General features: G+C 71.2%; 12 protein-coding genes. 5 read left to right on the forward strand and 7 right to left on the reverse strand.

The features are described from left to right. Positions 1-113: 113 nt before the first annotated feature. Genes ACZ4A5_RS22220 through ACZ4A5_RS22235 form a run of 4 tightly spaced genes read right to left on the reverse strand, consistent with a single transcriptional unit; the run spans position 114 to position 5,207 of the window. A complete protein-coding gene (locus ACZ4A5_RS22220; protein WP_467586690.1) occupies positions 114-1,136 on the reverse strand; it encodes a 4-hydroxy-3-methylbut-2-enyl diphosphate reductase in 1,023 nt (340 codons plus the stop codon). Further along, positions 1,133-2,221 carry a polyprenyl synthetase family protein gene (locus ACZ4A5_RS22225; protein WP_467586694.1) on the reverse strand — a complete coding sequence of 363 codons (1,089 nt, stop codon included), beginning with the start codon at positions 2,219-2,221 and terminating at the stop codon, positions 1,133-1,135. Before ACZ4A5_RS22225 ends, ACZ4A5_RS22220 begins: the two co-directional genes overlap by 4 nt. Beyond that, positions 2,218-3,348, reverse strand: a complete 1,131-nt coding sequence (gene ispG, locus ACZ4A5_RS22230; RefSeq protein ID WP_467586697.1) for a flavodoxin-dependent (E)-4-hydroxy-3-methylbut-2-enyl-diphosphate synthase — start codon at positions 3,346-3,348, stop codon at positions 2,218-2,220. The genes ACZ4A5_RS22225 and ispG overlap by 4 nt, the downstream gene beginning before the upstream one ends. After that, complete coding sequence (locus tag ACZ4A5_RS22235; protein ID WP_467586903.1) at positions 3,345-5,207, reverse strand: 1-deoxy-D-xylulose-5-phosphate synthase; 1,863 nt, start codon at positions 5,205-5,207, stop codon at positions 3,345-3,347. Before ACZ4A5_RS22235 ends, ispG begins: the two co-directional genes overlap by 4 nt. A gap of 607 nt (positions 5,208-5,814) precedes the next feature. Here ACZ4A5_RS22235 and ACZ4A5_RS22240 point away from each other — a divergent pair. Together ACZ4A5_RS22240 and ACZ4A5_RS22245 are read left to right on the forward strand one after the other, a co-directional pair. Then, complete coding sequence (locus tag ACZ4A5_RS22240; protein WP_467586700.1) at positions 5,815-6,057, forward strand: hypothetical protein; 243 nt, start codon at positions 5,815-5,817, stop codon at positions 6,055-6,057. 18 nt (positions 6,058-6,075) lie between these two features. Then, positions 6,076-6,384 carry a polyhydroxyalkanoate synthesis regulator DNA-binding domain-containing protein gene (locus ACZ4A5_RS22245; protein WP_467586703.1) on the forward strand — a complete coding sequence of 103 codons (309 nt, stop codon included), beginning with the start codon at positions 6,076-6,078 and terminating at the stop codon, positions 6,382-6,384. A 684-nt stretch (positions 6,385-7,068) separates the two neighbouring features. On the opposite strand, the gene ACZ4A5_RS22250 is transcribed toward ACZ4A5_RS22245, so the two are convergent. Beyond that, the gene (locus tag ACZ4A5_RS22250; RefSeq protein ID WP_391836351.1) at positions 7,069-7,242 is read right to left on the reverse strand and encodes a hypothetical protein; all 174 of its coding nucleotides are present in this window, start codon (positions 7,240-7,242) and stop codon (positions 7,069-7,071) included. Positions 7,243-7,991: 749 nt separating this feature from the next. After that, positions 7,992-9,485, reverse strand: coding sequence for an ABC1 kinase family protein (locus ACZ4A5_RS22255; protein WP_467586705.1), 1,494 nt, complete (start codon positions 9,483-9,485; stop codon positions 7,992-7,994). 1,573 nt (positions 9,486-11,058) lie between these two features. Here ACZ4A5_RS22255 and ACZ4A5_RS22260 point away from each other — a divergent pair. The 3 genes from ACZ4A5_RS22260 to ACZ4A5_RS22270 are packed head-to-tail and all read left to right on the forward strand — an operon-like array spanning position 11,059 to position 12,198. After that, entirely contained in the window at positions 11,059-11,199 is a 141-nt protein-coding gene (locus tag ACZ4A5_RS22260; protein WP_467586708.1) for a helix-turn-helix transcriptional regulator, read from the forward strand. A 53-nt stretch (positions 11,200-11,252) separates the two neighbouring features. Next, positions 11,253-11,840, forward strand: a complete 588-nt coding sequence (locus tag ACZ4A5_RS22265; RefSeq protein ID WP_467586710.1) for a hypothetical protein — start codon at positions 11,253-11,255, stop codon at positions 11,838-11,840. 55 nt (positions 11,841-11,895) lie between these two features. Continuing rightward, positions 11,896-12,198 (forward strand): hypothetical protein, encoded by a 303-nt coding sequence (locus tag ACZ4A5_RS22270; protein WP_467586713.1) that lies wholly within the window; start codon positions 11,896-11,898, stop codon positions 12,196-12,198. A gap of 161 nt (positions 12,199-12,359) precedes the next feature. On the opposite strand, the gene exaC is transcribed toward ACZ4A5_RS22270, so the two are convergent. Beyond that, entirely contained in the window at positions 12,360-13,883 is a 1,524-nt protein-coding gene (gene exaC, locus ACZ4A5_RS22275; RefSeq protein ID WP_467586716.1) for an acetaldehyde dehydrogenase ExaC, read from the reverse strand. Between the last annotated feature and the right edge of the window lie 16 nt (positions 13,884-13,899).

Genomic DNA, 13,899 nt, shown 5'->3' on the forward strand with positions numbered 1-13,899 from the left:
GACGCCCGCGTCGGCCACCACCGTGGCCGGCAGCGGGCCGGGACTGGATTCCGCATCGGGCACCAGGTCCTTGGCCCGGTCCGGGACCGAGGCGTCGTACTCGCGGGCCGGCACTACGGGCGCCGTACCGGCGGGCCTCGGCGCCGACCAGTCGCCGCCTGGCCGTGCCGTCGTCCGTCAGCGGCGGCCTCCGCGCGGAGGCCGCGACGGAGTTCCTTGGGGAGGGAGAAGGCGATGGATTCCTCGGCGGCGGTGACGGCCTCGACGTCTTCGTAGCCGCGGGCGGCGAGCCATTCCAGGACGCCTTCGACGAGGATCTCGGGGACGGAGGCGCCGGAGGTGACGCCGACGGTGTTCACGCCCTCCAGCCATGTCTCGTCGATCTCCTCGGCGTAGTCGACGAGGTGGGCGGCGCGGGCGCCGGCGCCGAGGGCGACCTCGACCAGGCGCACGGAGTTGGAGGAGTTCTTGGAGCCGACGACGATGACGAGGTCGGCCTCGGCGCCTATCTGCTTCACCGCGGTCTGGCGGTTCTGCGTGGCGTAGCAGATGTCATCGCTGGGCGGGGAGAGGAGGTTGGGGAACTTGTTCTTCAGGGCGCCGACGGTCTCCATGGTCTCGTCGACGGAGAGGGTGGTCTGGGAGAGCCAGACGACCTTGTCCGGGTCGCGGACCTCGACGTTCGCCACGTCGTCGGGGCCGCCGACGAGCTGGATGTGGTCGGGGGCCTCGCCGCTGGTGCCGATGACCTCCTCGTGGCCCTCGTGGCCGATCAGGAGGATGTCGTAGTCCTCGCGCGCGTAGCGGACGGCTTCCTTGTGGACCTTGGTGACCAGCGGGCAGGTCGCGTCGATCGTGGCCAGCATCCCGCGGGCGGCCTCCTCGTGGACGGTCGGGGCGACGCCGTGCGCGGAGAAGATGACGATGTTGCCCTCGGGCACCTCGAACGTCTCGTCGACGAAGATCGCGCCCTTCTTCTCCAGGGTCTTCACCACGTATTTGTTGTGGACGATCTCATGACGCACATAGACCGGCGGCCCGTACTGCTCCAGGGCCTTCTCGACGGTGTCGATGGCGCGGTCGACTCCCGCGCATACGCCGCGTGGTGAGGCGAGCAGGACCCGGCGGCGGGTCATGACCGCCTCGTGGTGGCGGCGAGGGCGACGTCGTACAGGGCGTGGCGGGCCGGGGGTGGTGCGGGGAGGTCGGCGAGGGCGGTGAGGGCTTGTCGTTGGCGGTCGCGGATCAGTTCTTCGACGGTGGCGCGGGCGCCGGTGGTGGTGAGGATGTCGCGGACGCGGGCGGCGGTCCGCTTGTCCAGGTCCGGGTCGCCCAAAGCGGCGTGCAAGAGGGTGCGTTGGCGAGGGTCGGCCTTGTGCAGGGCATGGGCGATGAGGAGGGTGTGTTTGCCTTCGCGGAGGTCGTCGAGGTTGGGTTTGCCGGTGTGGGTGGGGTCGCCGAAGACGCCGAGGAGGTCGTCGCGGAGCTGGAAGGCCTCGCCGAGCGGGAGGGCGTAGGCGCTCAGTGCCTCGCGCAGGGCCAAGCCGGCGCCGGCGAGGGCGGCGCCGATGTGCAGGGGGCGTTCGACGGTGTATTTGGCGGTCTTGTAGCGGATGACGCGCAGGGGGGCGTCGAGGTCGGTGCCGGGTGCGATGCCCTGGATGAGGTCGAGGTACTGGCCGTGGACGACTTCGGCGCGCATGGCGTCGATCAGCGGCCAGGCGGCCTCCGTCTGCGCCGGAGTCAGCCCGGCGGTGTGCAGGAGTTCGTCGGACCAGACGAAGGCGAGGTCGCCGATGAGGACGGCGGCGTGGGCGCCGAGTTCGTCGACGGCGGCCGAGGGGTGGGCGTGCCGGTGGTGGGCGGCTAGGGCGCGGTGGACGGTGGGGTGGCCGCGGCGTAGGTCGGAGTGGTCCATGACGTCGTCGTGGATGAGGCAGAAGTCGTGGAAGATCTCCAGGGCGGCGGCCACGCGGACGACCGGCGCGGGTGGAGGTTTCGTCGTGGCGGTGTACCAGCCGAGCAGGCACAGCACCGGGCGCAGGCGTTTGCCACCGGAGAGGATGAAGTCGGCCAGGGTTTCGGTGGTTTCGGCGGGCAGGCCGCTTGCGTGTGCGGCGGCGCGTTTGGCGTCGAGGAAGCGGACCAGGACCTCCTCGACCTGGTCGCGGAAGCGGGCCAGGTCCGGTGGTTCGGCGGTCGGGGCGAGGACGGAGTTCATGTGGGGTCACTCGTTTCGGGGGAGGGTGCTTCGGTGAGGCGGAGGGCTTCCTCGATCAGGGCGTCGACGACGCGGTGTTCGGGGACGGTGCGCACGACTTCGCCCGCGACGAAGATCTGGCCTTTGCCGTTGCCGCAGGAGACGCCGAGGTCGGCTTCGCGGGCTTCGCCGGGGCCGTTGACGACGCAGCCCATGACGGCGACGCGCAAGAGGTGGGGGAAGCCGTCGAAGGCGGCCTGGACTTGGGCGGCGAGTTTGTGGATGTCGACTTGCAGGCGCCCGCAGCCGGGGCAGGAGACGATCTCCAGTTGGCGGGGTCGCAGGCCGAGGGACTGGAGGATGTGGATGCCGGCCTTGACCTGTTCGACGGGCGGGGCGGAGAGGGAGACGCGGATGGTGTCGCCGATGCCTTCGGCGAGGAGGATGCCGAAGGCGACGGCGGATTTGATCGCGCCCTGGAAGGCGGGGCCGGCTTCGGTGACGCCGAGGTGGAGGGGGTAGTCGCAGGCGGCGGCCAGGAGGCGGTTGGCGGCGACCACGGTCATCGGGTCGTGGTGCTTGACCGCGATCTTCAGATCCTGGAAGCCGTGTTCCTCGAACAGCGAGCACTCCCACAGTGCTGATTCCACCAGTGCCTGGGGGGTGGCGGCGCCGTGTTTGGATAGCAGGCGGGGGTCGAGGGAGCCGGCGTTGACGCCGATGCGGATCGGCACTTTCGCGGCCGAGGCGGCCTTGGCGATGTCGGCGACGCGGTCGTCGAAGCGCTTGATGTTGCCGGGGTTGACGCGCACCGCCGCGCAGCCGGCGTCGATCGCGGCGAAGACGTAGCGGGGCTGGAAGTGGATGTCCGCCACCACCGGCAGCGGGGACTTCGCGACGATCGCCGGGAGGGCGTCGGCGTCGTCCCGCGAGGGGACGGCCACCCGCACGATGTCGCAGCCGGCGGCGGTGATCTCCGCGATCTGCCGCAGTGTCGCGTCCACATCCGCCGTCGTGGTCGTCGTCATCGTCTGCACGGAGATCGGGGCGCCGTCGCCGACGGTCACGTCACCGACGGTGATCCGTCGCGCCGGACGGCGCCGCGGTGTCTTCGGGGGGACGATGGGCAGGCCGAGGTCGATGGTCATCGCGGCCTCCGGCGGCCGTTGACGGGGTGGGTGAGGGGGGTGAGGTCATAGGTGGCGAGGTCGGTGCGGGCGTGGAGGACGGCGGTGATGATGCCGTCGGCGTCGAGCCCGGTCTCGGCCAGGAGCGCGGTGCGGGTGCCATGGGGGATGAAGGCCCGGGGCAGGCCCAGGCAGCGCACGGGAGCGGTGACGGCGGCGTCGGCGCATGCCTGGGCGAGGTGGGAGCCGAAGCCGCCAGTGCGGGTGTTGTCCTCGACGGTGATGGCGAGGTGATGGCGTGCGCTGAGGTGGACGAGGGCGGGGTTGAGAGGGGTGAGCCAGCGGGGGTCGACCACTGTGGAGCCGATTCCTTCCTCGCCCTCCAGCCGTCGGGCCGCTTCGACGGCGGCGGCCGCGGTGGGGCCGGCGGTGACGAGGAGGACGTCCAGGGACCGGCTGGAGCTGCGGTGGAGGATGTCGAGGCCGTCCATCCGTACCAGGGCGTCCAGGTCGGGTCCGGTGGCGGCTTTGGGCAGGCGCAGGGCGGTGGGGCCGTCGTCAGTGGCGACGGCTTCGCGCAGCAGTTCCTTGAGGCGTGTGGTGTCGCGGGGGGCGGCGAGGCGCAGGCCGGGGACGAGGGTGAGGAGCGTGGTGTCCCACATGCCGTGGTGGGAGGGGCCGTCGGGGCCGGTGATGCCAGCGCGGTCCAGGACGAAAGTGACGGGCAGGCGGTGCAGGGCCACGTCCATCAGGACCTGGTCGAAAGCGCGGTTGAGAAAGGTGGCGTAGAGGGCTACGACGGGGTGGAGGCCGCCCATGGCCAGGCCCGCGGCGCTGGTGACGGCGTGCTGTTCGGCGATGCCGACGTCGAAGACGCGGTCGGGGTGGGCGACGGCCATGGGGTGCAGGCCGGTGGGCCGAAGCATCGAGGCGGTGATCGCCACCAGGTCCGGGCGCTCGTCGGCCAGGGTCAGCAGTTCCTGGGCGAAGACGTCGGTCCACGTGCCCGACGGCTGTGGCGGCGTGGCGGTGACGGGGGCGCGGCCGGTGACCGGATCGATCACCCCGACGGCGTGGAAGCAGTCCGCCTCGTCCGCCTCGGCGAACGGATAGCCCTTGCCCTTGACCGTCACCGCGTGCACGATCACCGGGCGGGCCAGGGCACGGGCGGTGCGCAACGCCTCCTCCAGCGCGGGAAGGTCGTGCCCGTCGACCGGCCCGAGGTAGGTCAGGCCGTGCGCGGCGAAGAGGTCGTCCTGCGCGGCCGGGTGTGGGCCGGATGCGCGTAGGCCGGCCAGGTGGGCGGCGAGCGCGCCGCCGGTGGGGGCGTAGGAGCGGCCGTTGTCATTGAGGACGACGACCACCGGGCGCTGGGGTGCGGCGCCGATGTTGTCGAGGGCCTCCCATGCCATCCCTCCGGTGAGCGCGCCGTCGCCGATGACCGCCACCACCGCCCGCTCCCCCTCCCCTGCAAGGGCCCGGGCCTTGGCCAAGCCGTCGGCGTAGGACAGGGCCGTGGAGGCGTGCGAGTTCTCGATCACATCGTGCTCGGACTCCGCGCGGCAGCAGTATCCCGACAGGCCGCCGGCCCGGCGCAACCGCGCGAAACCCTCCTGACGGCTCGTCAGGAGCTTGTGGACGTAAGCCTGGTGGCCGATGTCGAACAGGACGCTGTCGCGTGGTGAGTGGAAGACGCGGTGCAGGGCGATCGTCAGCTCGACCACGCCCAGGCTCGGGCCCAGGTGGCCGCCGGAGGCGCACACCGTCGCCACCAGGTAGCGCCGGATGTCCTCCGCCAGCGCCTCCAGCGCTTCCACCGGGAGGGCTCGTAAGGCCTCCGGGCCTGTCACTGACGCCAGGAGTGGCGGTACGTGTGTCATATTGCCAGGAGGGTTCTGCATGGGGGCCTCCGCGCTGGGGTGATCAGCGACCCCGCCTGTGCCGGCGGGCCCGTGTGCGGTGACCGACACCGTGCTCCCGCTCGGTGCGGCTTCGTCGGGACCGCCGTGCTACGGGTCCGGCGTCCACCACCGGGAGGCGGGGGCCGGTTTTGTCGTCCACGGTGCGCATGCCCAGCCTCCAGCGGCCCGGATGCGGGGCGGCAGGTGCATTCACCGATGGGGGGAAGCACGGCGGCACCTCCGCGAACGCTCGCGCGGGAAGGTGCCGCCCGAGGCCCCACCGCGCACCACCCGGCTCGTCCCGGCTTCCTCGTGCCGGGGCACTGGGGCGCCCATGAGCGTGGTGCCGGCCGGGGGCGGGGCGCGTCGGGAGGCGGAGGGCGGGCCGTCACGCCGTACGCCCCCACGCCCTTCCCCCGGCGTCCGAGTGCCGCGGGTCGTACCAGTACGAGCCTGGACGCGGCCCGCTCGGCGTGTCGTCATGAAAGAAGTGGCCGGGCCCGCGCGCGAGAACCCGTACGGGCACGGCACCCCTGCCCACGCGCGCGCCGACCGGGACGAGCCGGCGCAGAAGAAGGGGCCAATCATGACCACCCGTTCGAGGGGCCGCCGCCGAAGCGGCCTCATCCGTTTCATCGGCGACGTCCTCGACGACGCGAAGGACTTCACCGACGAGTGCCTGGACCGGGCCCGCGACCTGGAGTACGACCTGCGCAAGGCGGCGAGCGACGCCGTCCGGCCCGACGAGGACGACGACTACCGGCCGGCCGCCCGGACCGGCCGCGCCCGCACCCGGCAGGCGGTAGCCGGTAAAGGCACCGGGATCTGACGGCCCCCGGATACGCTGATGCGTGACGATGCCCCGTGCCGTGAGCCGTCCCGGCCGGCCCGGGCGGTGCGTGAGCTGACCCGTCACCAAGACGGCTCGCTGTACGACACCGCCGCCCACCGGCCCGTCCTCTTCGGCGAGTTGGCGGACGACATACGCGCGGGGGCCACGTTCCGGGCGCGGGACGCGGCCACGGATCAGGACTGCACGTATCAGGTGCTGGCCGCCGTCCTCGCCGGAGCGCTCTCCTGGCTGCCCGCCCCGTTCGGGCGCGGGGGAGCGCCGTCGGCCGCGATCAGCGCCCTGTTGGCACCGGAGCGGAGCTGACGCCGTGTCATACGCAGTCTTCTGCGGTGTTGGCCGGTACGCCGTGCTCCGCGGGGTCGGCACCGGTGGACGGGGAGGCGGGCGGCGTGGCGTCGGCCGCGGGACGGTCGACCGGCGTGCCGCCGTCCGGGACCGGCCGGCGGCACGGTGGTGTGGGCCGGCCGGGCGGCGACGGTTCGTCCGGCACGCCACCGGGGCCCGGTGGGGCGCCGCTGTCCCCGGGGGGATCGGGAGGGGCCTGAGCGGCGTCACGGAGTGCTGGGACAGGACGTCTCGGCTGTGCGTCGGCGGCGCCTGCGGGGTGCCGCGGGCCGGAGCGGATGCGGCGGCGGGCGGTGGGCCCGGCCGCGCCGCACCGGCGGACGGGGCCGAGGACCGCGAGGACGACGCGGCGGGGGCCGCTTGAGTGCTCGCCCCGCTCATGCCGGACACCGGCGACGGAACCGCGGGCGGCCGCTGCTGGACCGGCTCGACGTATGTGGCGCTGAACGAAGCGCATCCGGTGGCCGTCGCCAGGGACACGGCGGCGAGCGCGCGTCGTAAGGCGTTGTGGGGAAACCGCACCGAGGAACTCCTTTGCTCCGGACGACTCTCAGGCCGCCTCGGCGCGAGGGGAAAACGGACTCCGACCCGCTTCGGGACGAGGGGCGAGGCCGAGGGCGGTACCGGGCCGGCCGATCGCCGTCACCGGGGGGTGGTGAGCACGCTCATGAATGTCTTGAGCCCGGTGAAGAGGGTGATGACCGCCCGCGAGACGGCCAGGATCGCGTGGGCGGTGGCGACGGGAGCGGTCGCGATGAAGAACAGGACGATGATCACGACCAGCCAGAAGAAGAGACCGCGGGGACGCGACAGCAAGGGGCTTACCCTTCGTGGCGTGCAGGACCGGGCGGGCGGTGAGTTTCGGGCTCACGTCCCGCCGCCGCTCCGGACGCGGAGCCGGCCGAGGGGGCGGGGGGCGGCCGTGCTCCCTTGTGGCGGACGGCCGCGCCGACGGTTTCGGGGCCCTGGTGACGTCGGGGTCTCGGTGGTTGCGGGGGACGGTTGGACGGTTTCGGTAGGGGAGGTGGCGTCGAGTTTGGGAGGAGACGTGCGGCGCCTACCTCACCGGAGAAGACGGCCTTCGAGCCCCCCTTCCGCCACCCTCGCACTGGGACCGGCTCCTTGGGCAGCCGCCCCGGCACCCGCACGACGTACCGAGCGCGGCCACCGGCCACATGTCCTCCACAAGGTCGCTACAGCCACCGGGTGGTTCCCGCGTCCGCGTCCGCCGGGGGCGCGCCGACCGCACCCGGCACCGAGCCGCGGCCGGCCCCCGCCCCCGGACTCCTTCCTTCCAGTGCGCGCCACACCCCCCTCCCCGACAATCCCGCACCAGGCGGCGTGCGAGCGCATCGGGCGCGCTCGGCACACTCCGGGCGGCGTGCGCGGCGGAAGTGCCGTCTGGCCGCGCCGCGGAGGAGCTGCTACAGATGCCGGTGGCCCGGTCGACGCGCACGCTCGCCATCCGTCGCCGCGCCAGGGCACTGCACGCCGGCGCGGACACGACAGGCTCGTTGCCGTCGGCCCCGGAGGGCAGCGCCGGGGCCGAGCGTCAGGGCGCCGGCTCATCTCCTCCTGCCGCGGGCGAGGTAGCCGGCGAGGGCAAGGGCGGCCCAGAAGGGCCAGGACCCGGCGTCCGTGGCCCTCTTCCGCCGGTCGTCCTCGCCGGCCACCTTGGCGTGGAAAGTGAGGTCCTGCTCGGCGAAGGCGCGCAGGATCCCCCGTGTCTGCTGGAGGGCTCCCGGGGCGGCGATCATGAGATCGAGGGCGGTGCGGGCGGCCTGCTGTTCGGAGAGGGTCTCGCGGGCCAGGCCGAAGACGACGGTGCGGAGGTTGTCGGCGAAGACGTCGGTGATGGACAGCTCCGGGCACAGGTAGCGGATGGCGCCTTCGAGGTTGGCGAAGGACTTGCCCAGCAGCGAGATCACCGGGCTGGTGCGGATGCCGCGGCGGGTGGCGTGCGCGAGGACGGCGGTCAGGGTGACGCCGAAGTTGAGCTCCTCCAATGTGACGGAGGAGATCCTCGGGACGATCAGGCTGATGTCGGAGCGGAATCCGGCGACGTCGGCCCAGGTCGTGGCCGTCCCCATGTCGATCCAGGCCGCGGCCAGGCCCGCGCCGTCGTTGGCCGCGAGGTTGAGCAGGGCCAGCACCAGGTGCCGGCTGGTACCGCTCTCCATCCGGCCCACCATGCCCCAGTCGATCAGATGCGCGGGCTCGCCCGGGGCGACGAAGACGTTGCCCGGATGCGGGTCCGCGTGGAAGAACCGGTCGAGGAAGTAACCCCGGAACATGAACGCCATCAGGTCCCGGCCGATGCCGGCGCGCTGCGCGGCGGTGAACGCACCCCGGTCGGCATCCCGGATCGACACGCCCGGGGCCAGCGCCTGCACCAGTACCCGCCGGGTCGGCGGCAGCAGCACCTCCGGCACGGACAGATACGTGAACTCCTCGCACAGCTCACGGGCCCGGCGCATGTGGCCGGCCTCCACCCGGAAGTCGGTCTCGGCCTCCATGGCCTCGAACAGCACACCTAGCATGGCCGGCACGTCCGCCACTGTGGTGAACCGGGGAGCGGCCCGCGCCAGGAGGCGGGCGGCCCGGCGCAGCAGCCGGATGTCCCCGGCCATCACCTCTTCCACACCCGGCCGTTGGACCTTGACCGCGACGAGCGAGCCGTCGGCCAGCCGCGCCCGGTAGACCTGCGCCAGCGAGGCGGCACCCAACGGCGCCGAAGTGTCGACCTCCTTGAACAGCCGCCGCCACCGCGGCCCGAGCTCCGCCGCGAGCACCGGCTCGAAAGTACTGAACGGCGCGGGGGTGACCTGGTCGTGCAGCTGCCCCAGCTCCTCCAGGACGGCCGGCGGCACGAAGTCAGGCCGGGTGGAGAGCATCTGCCCCACCTTGATGTAGAACGGGCCCAGCTCCTGCAGCGCCTCCCGGACGGCCCGCGCCTGCTCCTCGGTGCCCTCCCCGGGCTTCGCCCGGCGGGCACGGACCTGCTCGGCCAGCAGGCGCCCCACCACACGCGCGACGTGCCGGGCGCGGCCACCGCCCAAGAGTCCCTCCCCGCTGTGCACCACCCCGCGCCGCGACCGGCGGTACGTCCCACCCGTGCACCGAGAGCGGCACTTCCCGCCCTTCTCCTTCGGCTGCCTCCAGTGCACGCCACGCCGCCGTCCGCCCACAACCGCGCACCCGGTGGCGCGCGTAGGGTACGGGGAGGCGCGCGGGGGCCTGGTCCCGCCCCGACGGCGTCGGGGGTGAACGCGCGCGCTGCCTTGACGTCGAGCGGTGTCCCGGGAAGACGTCCGTGTGGGTGACGAGGGCGTGCGTCGGGGCACCGGCAATCGAGTGAGCAGTGCCCTTTGGCGGGATAGGCCCGGCTTGTGCCGCGCCGGGTTATCAGAGGAGTGCTCCAGGCTGAACTTCTTGACCGGCCAGGCCTGTTCGGCGGCTCACGGCGGTCTTGCCCGGCCCGCACCCGGGCCGGTAGTTGTCTGGGGCCGCGGGGCGGGCCGGCCCTTCCGGCGGTGGCGGCCGACGCACGGTGCGGGCCCGTATGACGTGATCGCTCCTTCGCGGAGCAGGGTGCTGGTGTTGCTGTCCGCACCGGCCGTAGAGCCGTCGAACGCTCCGTCCCGGGCGTCGTACACCCTGCGGACGGCAGCCATGACCTGAAGATCCAGAACAACCATGCTCATTCCTCCCTGTCCCTTTTCCTCGTCCCTCTCGTCAGGGCTACCCCCCGGTGCCCGGACGCAGTCCGGCGCGGACATCGGCACCCCCGCCGGCCCGCTGATCAAATCGTCGAGAACCGCGATGGATGGACAGGATGCCCGGCCAATGTGAGGCACGGAGGCTCAGGAGGAAGACCAAATAACAGGCCCCATGCGCATAGCCTGGTGCCCTGGACCGCGCGACACGGTTGGAAGCAACCGGCTGAACGACAGCTCGTGGCAGGGGAAGTTCGGGGCGGATTCGCTCACGGCAGACGGGATACCGCCCTACAGGGCTGGAGCCAAGGGCCGAACCATGTCAACGTACAACGCTCCCGGAAATACCGGGCAGCCGGCGCCCTCTGGCGTTGCCGCTTCAGAGCGCACCAGGAGTTTCAACTGTCCAGCGCCGGAATGGGCGTCCTTCGCTTCACCAGCTCCGTATTGTTCGGCCTTGGTGCGCTGAATGCTGCGAGGGCTCAGCTGACTCCTGACAGGGGCATCCCGGAGTCAACGCGAGGCACGTCGCTTGTGCCGTAGAAGCTCGCGAAGGCCCGGCTCTCGGCAGCCTTACGCCTGGCCGACGGCGGACTCCTCACGGCTGCTGCATCGCGCAGGGAGCCAGCGCTCCGCTCGGCCAGCCCGAGTCCTTGAGCGGCTGGCCGACATTCCCGCGGTCAAGTGTGCTGGCCGCTATACAGCCGGTGATCCCCGGTTAGCGAAACCGGGTGTCCTCCGGATCATTGGTCTCGTTCGCGTGTGGCTGTGCTTGGCGGTGGAGCCTCGCGAACAGCGGGTTGGGTTGCCTGGCATCAGTAAAGGAGGTGTCGGAGCGTCCGGCCTGCACTGATCGGTCAAAGCGGCGCCTTTCCGACCGATTCTTCGCGATCCCCGAGTTGAAAGGTGACAGTCAATGGCGCGCCCGCCTGCCCTGAAACTTACAGAAGTGCTTGCAGAAATCCGGATGAGTCCGTCCGCCTTTTATCGGCTACGTGCCCGTGGGCTGGCGCCGCGCATGGTCAAACTGCCGAACGGTGAGCTGCGATGCCGGTGAAGTGATCTGGACGCCTGGTGGGAGGCGTGTGAGAGGGATTCCATACATTGGGGATGAGCTACAACGTCCGGTTCTGGGACATACGCGAGCGCCTCGACCGGCGCAAGCCGTACATGGTCCGGTGGACGGTTAATGGTCGCGAAAAATCCGAATCGTTCATGACCTTCGGGCTCGCCGACAGCAGACGCTCAAAGCTGATGACGGCGGCGCGCGACGGTGAGCCTTTCGACGAACACACGGGTCTGCCGGCGTCCGAACTGCGAGCTATCAAGCAGCGGACGACATGGTATGACCTCGCCCACGAATACCTCGACCAGCGGTGGGCGTGGGCCCAAGCCCCGAGCGAGGAGTGGCGTAAGGCCCTTGACTGGAAGCAGCGAAACTCCCTGCCCGTCAGTGCTCTCGCGGAAGCTGATGTTCTGCGACGTGCGCTGGACGCCCTGTGCCGCAAACTGGACGGCAAGGCGGCTGCTGGGTGGGGGATGCTCAATCTGTCGGGGCGGTGTCGTCATCGCAGGCAAGGAGTGGACGGACGACGGTGCCGTGCACGAGGTGCACTCGCTGAAGCGCCGAGCGGAGACCGCAACCCGGCCCGTACCCATCCCGCCGCAGTTCGTGCGCATGCTCCGAGCGCACATTGAACGGTTTGGCGTGGCGCCGGACGGCCGGCTGTTCCGAAACCAGGCGGGCAACTACGTGGACGCAGCTGCGTATGGCACGACGTGGTCGCGGGCACGGAAGTACGTGCTGACCCGTACGGAGCTTGCCTCCAAGCTGGCCAAGCGGCCCTACGATCTCCGGCATGCCGGGATCTCGTTCCGGCTGTACTCCGGTGTGGACCCGGCCGAATGCGCTCGCCGCGCGGGCCAGAGCATCGAGGTCCTCTTCCGTCACTACGCCAAGTTCCTGGACGGTGTCCGGGAGCAGGCCAACCGCCTCATTGAGCAGTCCCTGCAGGAGTGGGACCGCGTCAGCCAGGGCTCGTCGTCTGCGAGGTGAACGGGGCTTTTGGTCCGTGACTGGTCCGGAAGAGCTGGTCAGGAACGGGATAGCGGTGGGACGAACTGGGAGTTACGACGTAAACGGGTCCCTGCTCCGAGGGGGCGGCCGGAAGGCGCCTGACGGGCAAAAGCCCAGGTCAGGCGCCTTTTTTCGTGCCTCTAGAAGAAGCCCAGCTTCTTCGCCGAATACGACACCAGAATGTTCTTGGTCTGCTGATAGTGATCCAGCATCATCCTGTGCGTCTCCCGCCCGATCCCCGACTGCTTATAACCTCCGAAAGCCGCATGCGCCGGATACGCGTGATAGCAGTTCGTCCACACCCGCCCCGCCTGGATCGCGCGGCCCGCCCGGTAGGCCGTCGTGCCGTTGCGGGTCCAGACGCCCGCCCCCAGGCCGTAGAGCGTGTCGTTCGCGAGGGTCATCGCGTCGTCGAAGTCCGTGAAGGGCGTGACCGCCACCACCGGGCCGAAGATCTCCTCCTGGAAGACCCGCATGCTGTTGTCGCCTTCGAGGATCGTGGGGCGGACGTAGTAGCCGCCCTCCAGTTCGCCGCCCAGTTCGGCGCGGGTGCCGCCGGTGAGGACCCGGGCGCCTTCCTGGCGGCCTATGTCGAGGTAGGAGAGGACCTTCTCCAGCTGGTCGTTGGACGCCTGGGCGCCGATCATGGTGGTGGTGTCCAGCGGGTGCCCCGCGACGATGCGTTCGGTGCGGGCCACCGCCGCTTCCATGAAGGCCGCGTAGTGGCCGCGCTGGATCAGGGCGCGGGACGGGCACGTGCAGACCTCGCCCTGGTTGAGGGCGAACATCGTGAAGCCTTCGAGCGCCTTGTCGAGGAAGTCGTCGTCGGCCGCGGAGACGTCGTCGAAGAAGATGTTCGGGCTCTTGCCGCCGAGTTCGAGGGTGACCGGCTTCAGGTTCTCGGAGGCGTACTGCATGATCAGGCGGCCCGTCGTCGTCTCGCCGGTGAAGGCGATCTTGGCGACGCGCGGGCTCGACGCCAGCGGTTTGCCGGCCTCCACGCCGAAGCCGTTGACGATGTTGACCACGCCCGGCGGCAGCAGGTCGGCGACGAGGTCCAGCCATACGTGGATCGACGCCGGGGTCTGCTCGGCCGGCTTGAGGACGACCGCGTTGCCCGCGGCCAGCGCGGGGGCGAGCTTCCACGTGGCCATGAGGATGGGGAAGTTCCACGGGATGATCTGGGCGACCACGCCGAGCGGTTCGTGGAAGTGATAGGCCACCGTGTCGTCGTCGAGCTGGGAGAGGCCGCCCTCCTGCGCGCGGATCGCGCCCGCGAAGTAGCGGAAGTGGTCGATGGCGAGCGGGATGTCCGCGGCCAGCGTCTCGCGGACCGGCTTGCCGTTCTCCCACGACTCCGCGACCGCGAGCTCCTCCAGGTGCTCCTCCATGCGGTCGGCGACGCGGTGCAGGACCAGCGCCCGGTCGGCCGGCGACGTGCGGCCCCACGCGGGCGCGGCGGCGTGCGCGGCGTCCAGCGCGCGCTCGACGTCCTCGGCGGTGCCGCGGGCGATCTCGGTGAACGGGCGGCCGTTCACCGGGGTGGGGTTCTCGAAGTACTGCCCCTGCTTGGGCGGGACGTATTCACCGCCTATCCAGTGGTCGTACCGCGGGCGGTAGGAGACGATCGCGTCGGGGGAGCCGGGGTCGGCGTAGCGGGTCATGAGGACGGCCTTCCGG

The sequence above is a fragment of the Streptomyces sp. NPDC025618 genome, assembly GCF_055558795.1.

Coding starts and splice junctions, on each gene's coding strand:
- ACZ4A5_RS22220 (WP_467586690.1), bottom strand. CDS start 1,136: ATGACCCGCCGCCGGGTCCTGCTCGCCTCACCACGCGGCGTATGCGCG.
- ACZ4A5_RS22225 (WP_467586694.1), bottom strand. CDS start 2,221: ATGAACTCCGTCCTCGCCCCGACCGCCGAACCACCGGACCTGGCCCGC.
- ispG (WP_467586697.1), bottom strand. CDS start 3,348: ATGACCATCGACCTCGGCCTGCCCATCGTCCCCCCGAAGACACCGCGG.
- ACZ4A5_RS22235 (WP_467586903.1), bottom strand. CDS start 5,207: ATGACACACGTACCGCCACTCCTGGCGTCAGTGACAGGCCCGGAGGCC.
- ACZ4A5_RS22240 (WP_467586700.1), top strand. CDS start 5,815: ATGACCACCCGTTCGAGGGGCCGCCGCCGAAGCGGCCTCATCCGTTTC.
- ACZ4A5_RS22245 (WP_467586703.1), top strand. CDS start 6,076: ATGCGTGACGATGCCCCGTGCCGTGAGCCGTCCCGGCCGGCCCGGGCG.
- ACZ4A5_RS22260 (WP_467586708.1), top strand. CDS start 11,059: ATGGCGCGCCCGCCTGCCCTGAAACTTACAGAAGTGCTTGCAGAAATC.
- ACZ4A5_RS22265 (WP_467586710.1), top strand. CDS start 11,253: ATGAGCTACAACGTCCGGTTCTGGGACATACGCGAGCGCCTCGACCGG.
- exaC (WP_467586716.1), bottom strand. CDS start 13,883: ATGACCCGCTACGCCGACCCCGGCTCCCCCGACGCGATCGTCTCCTAC.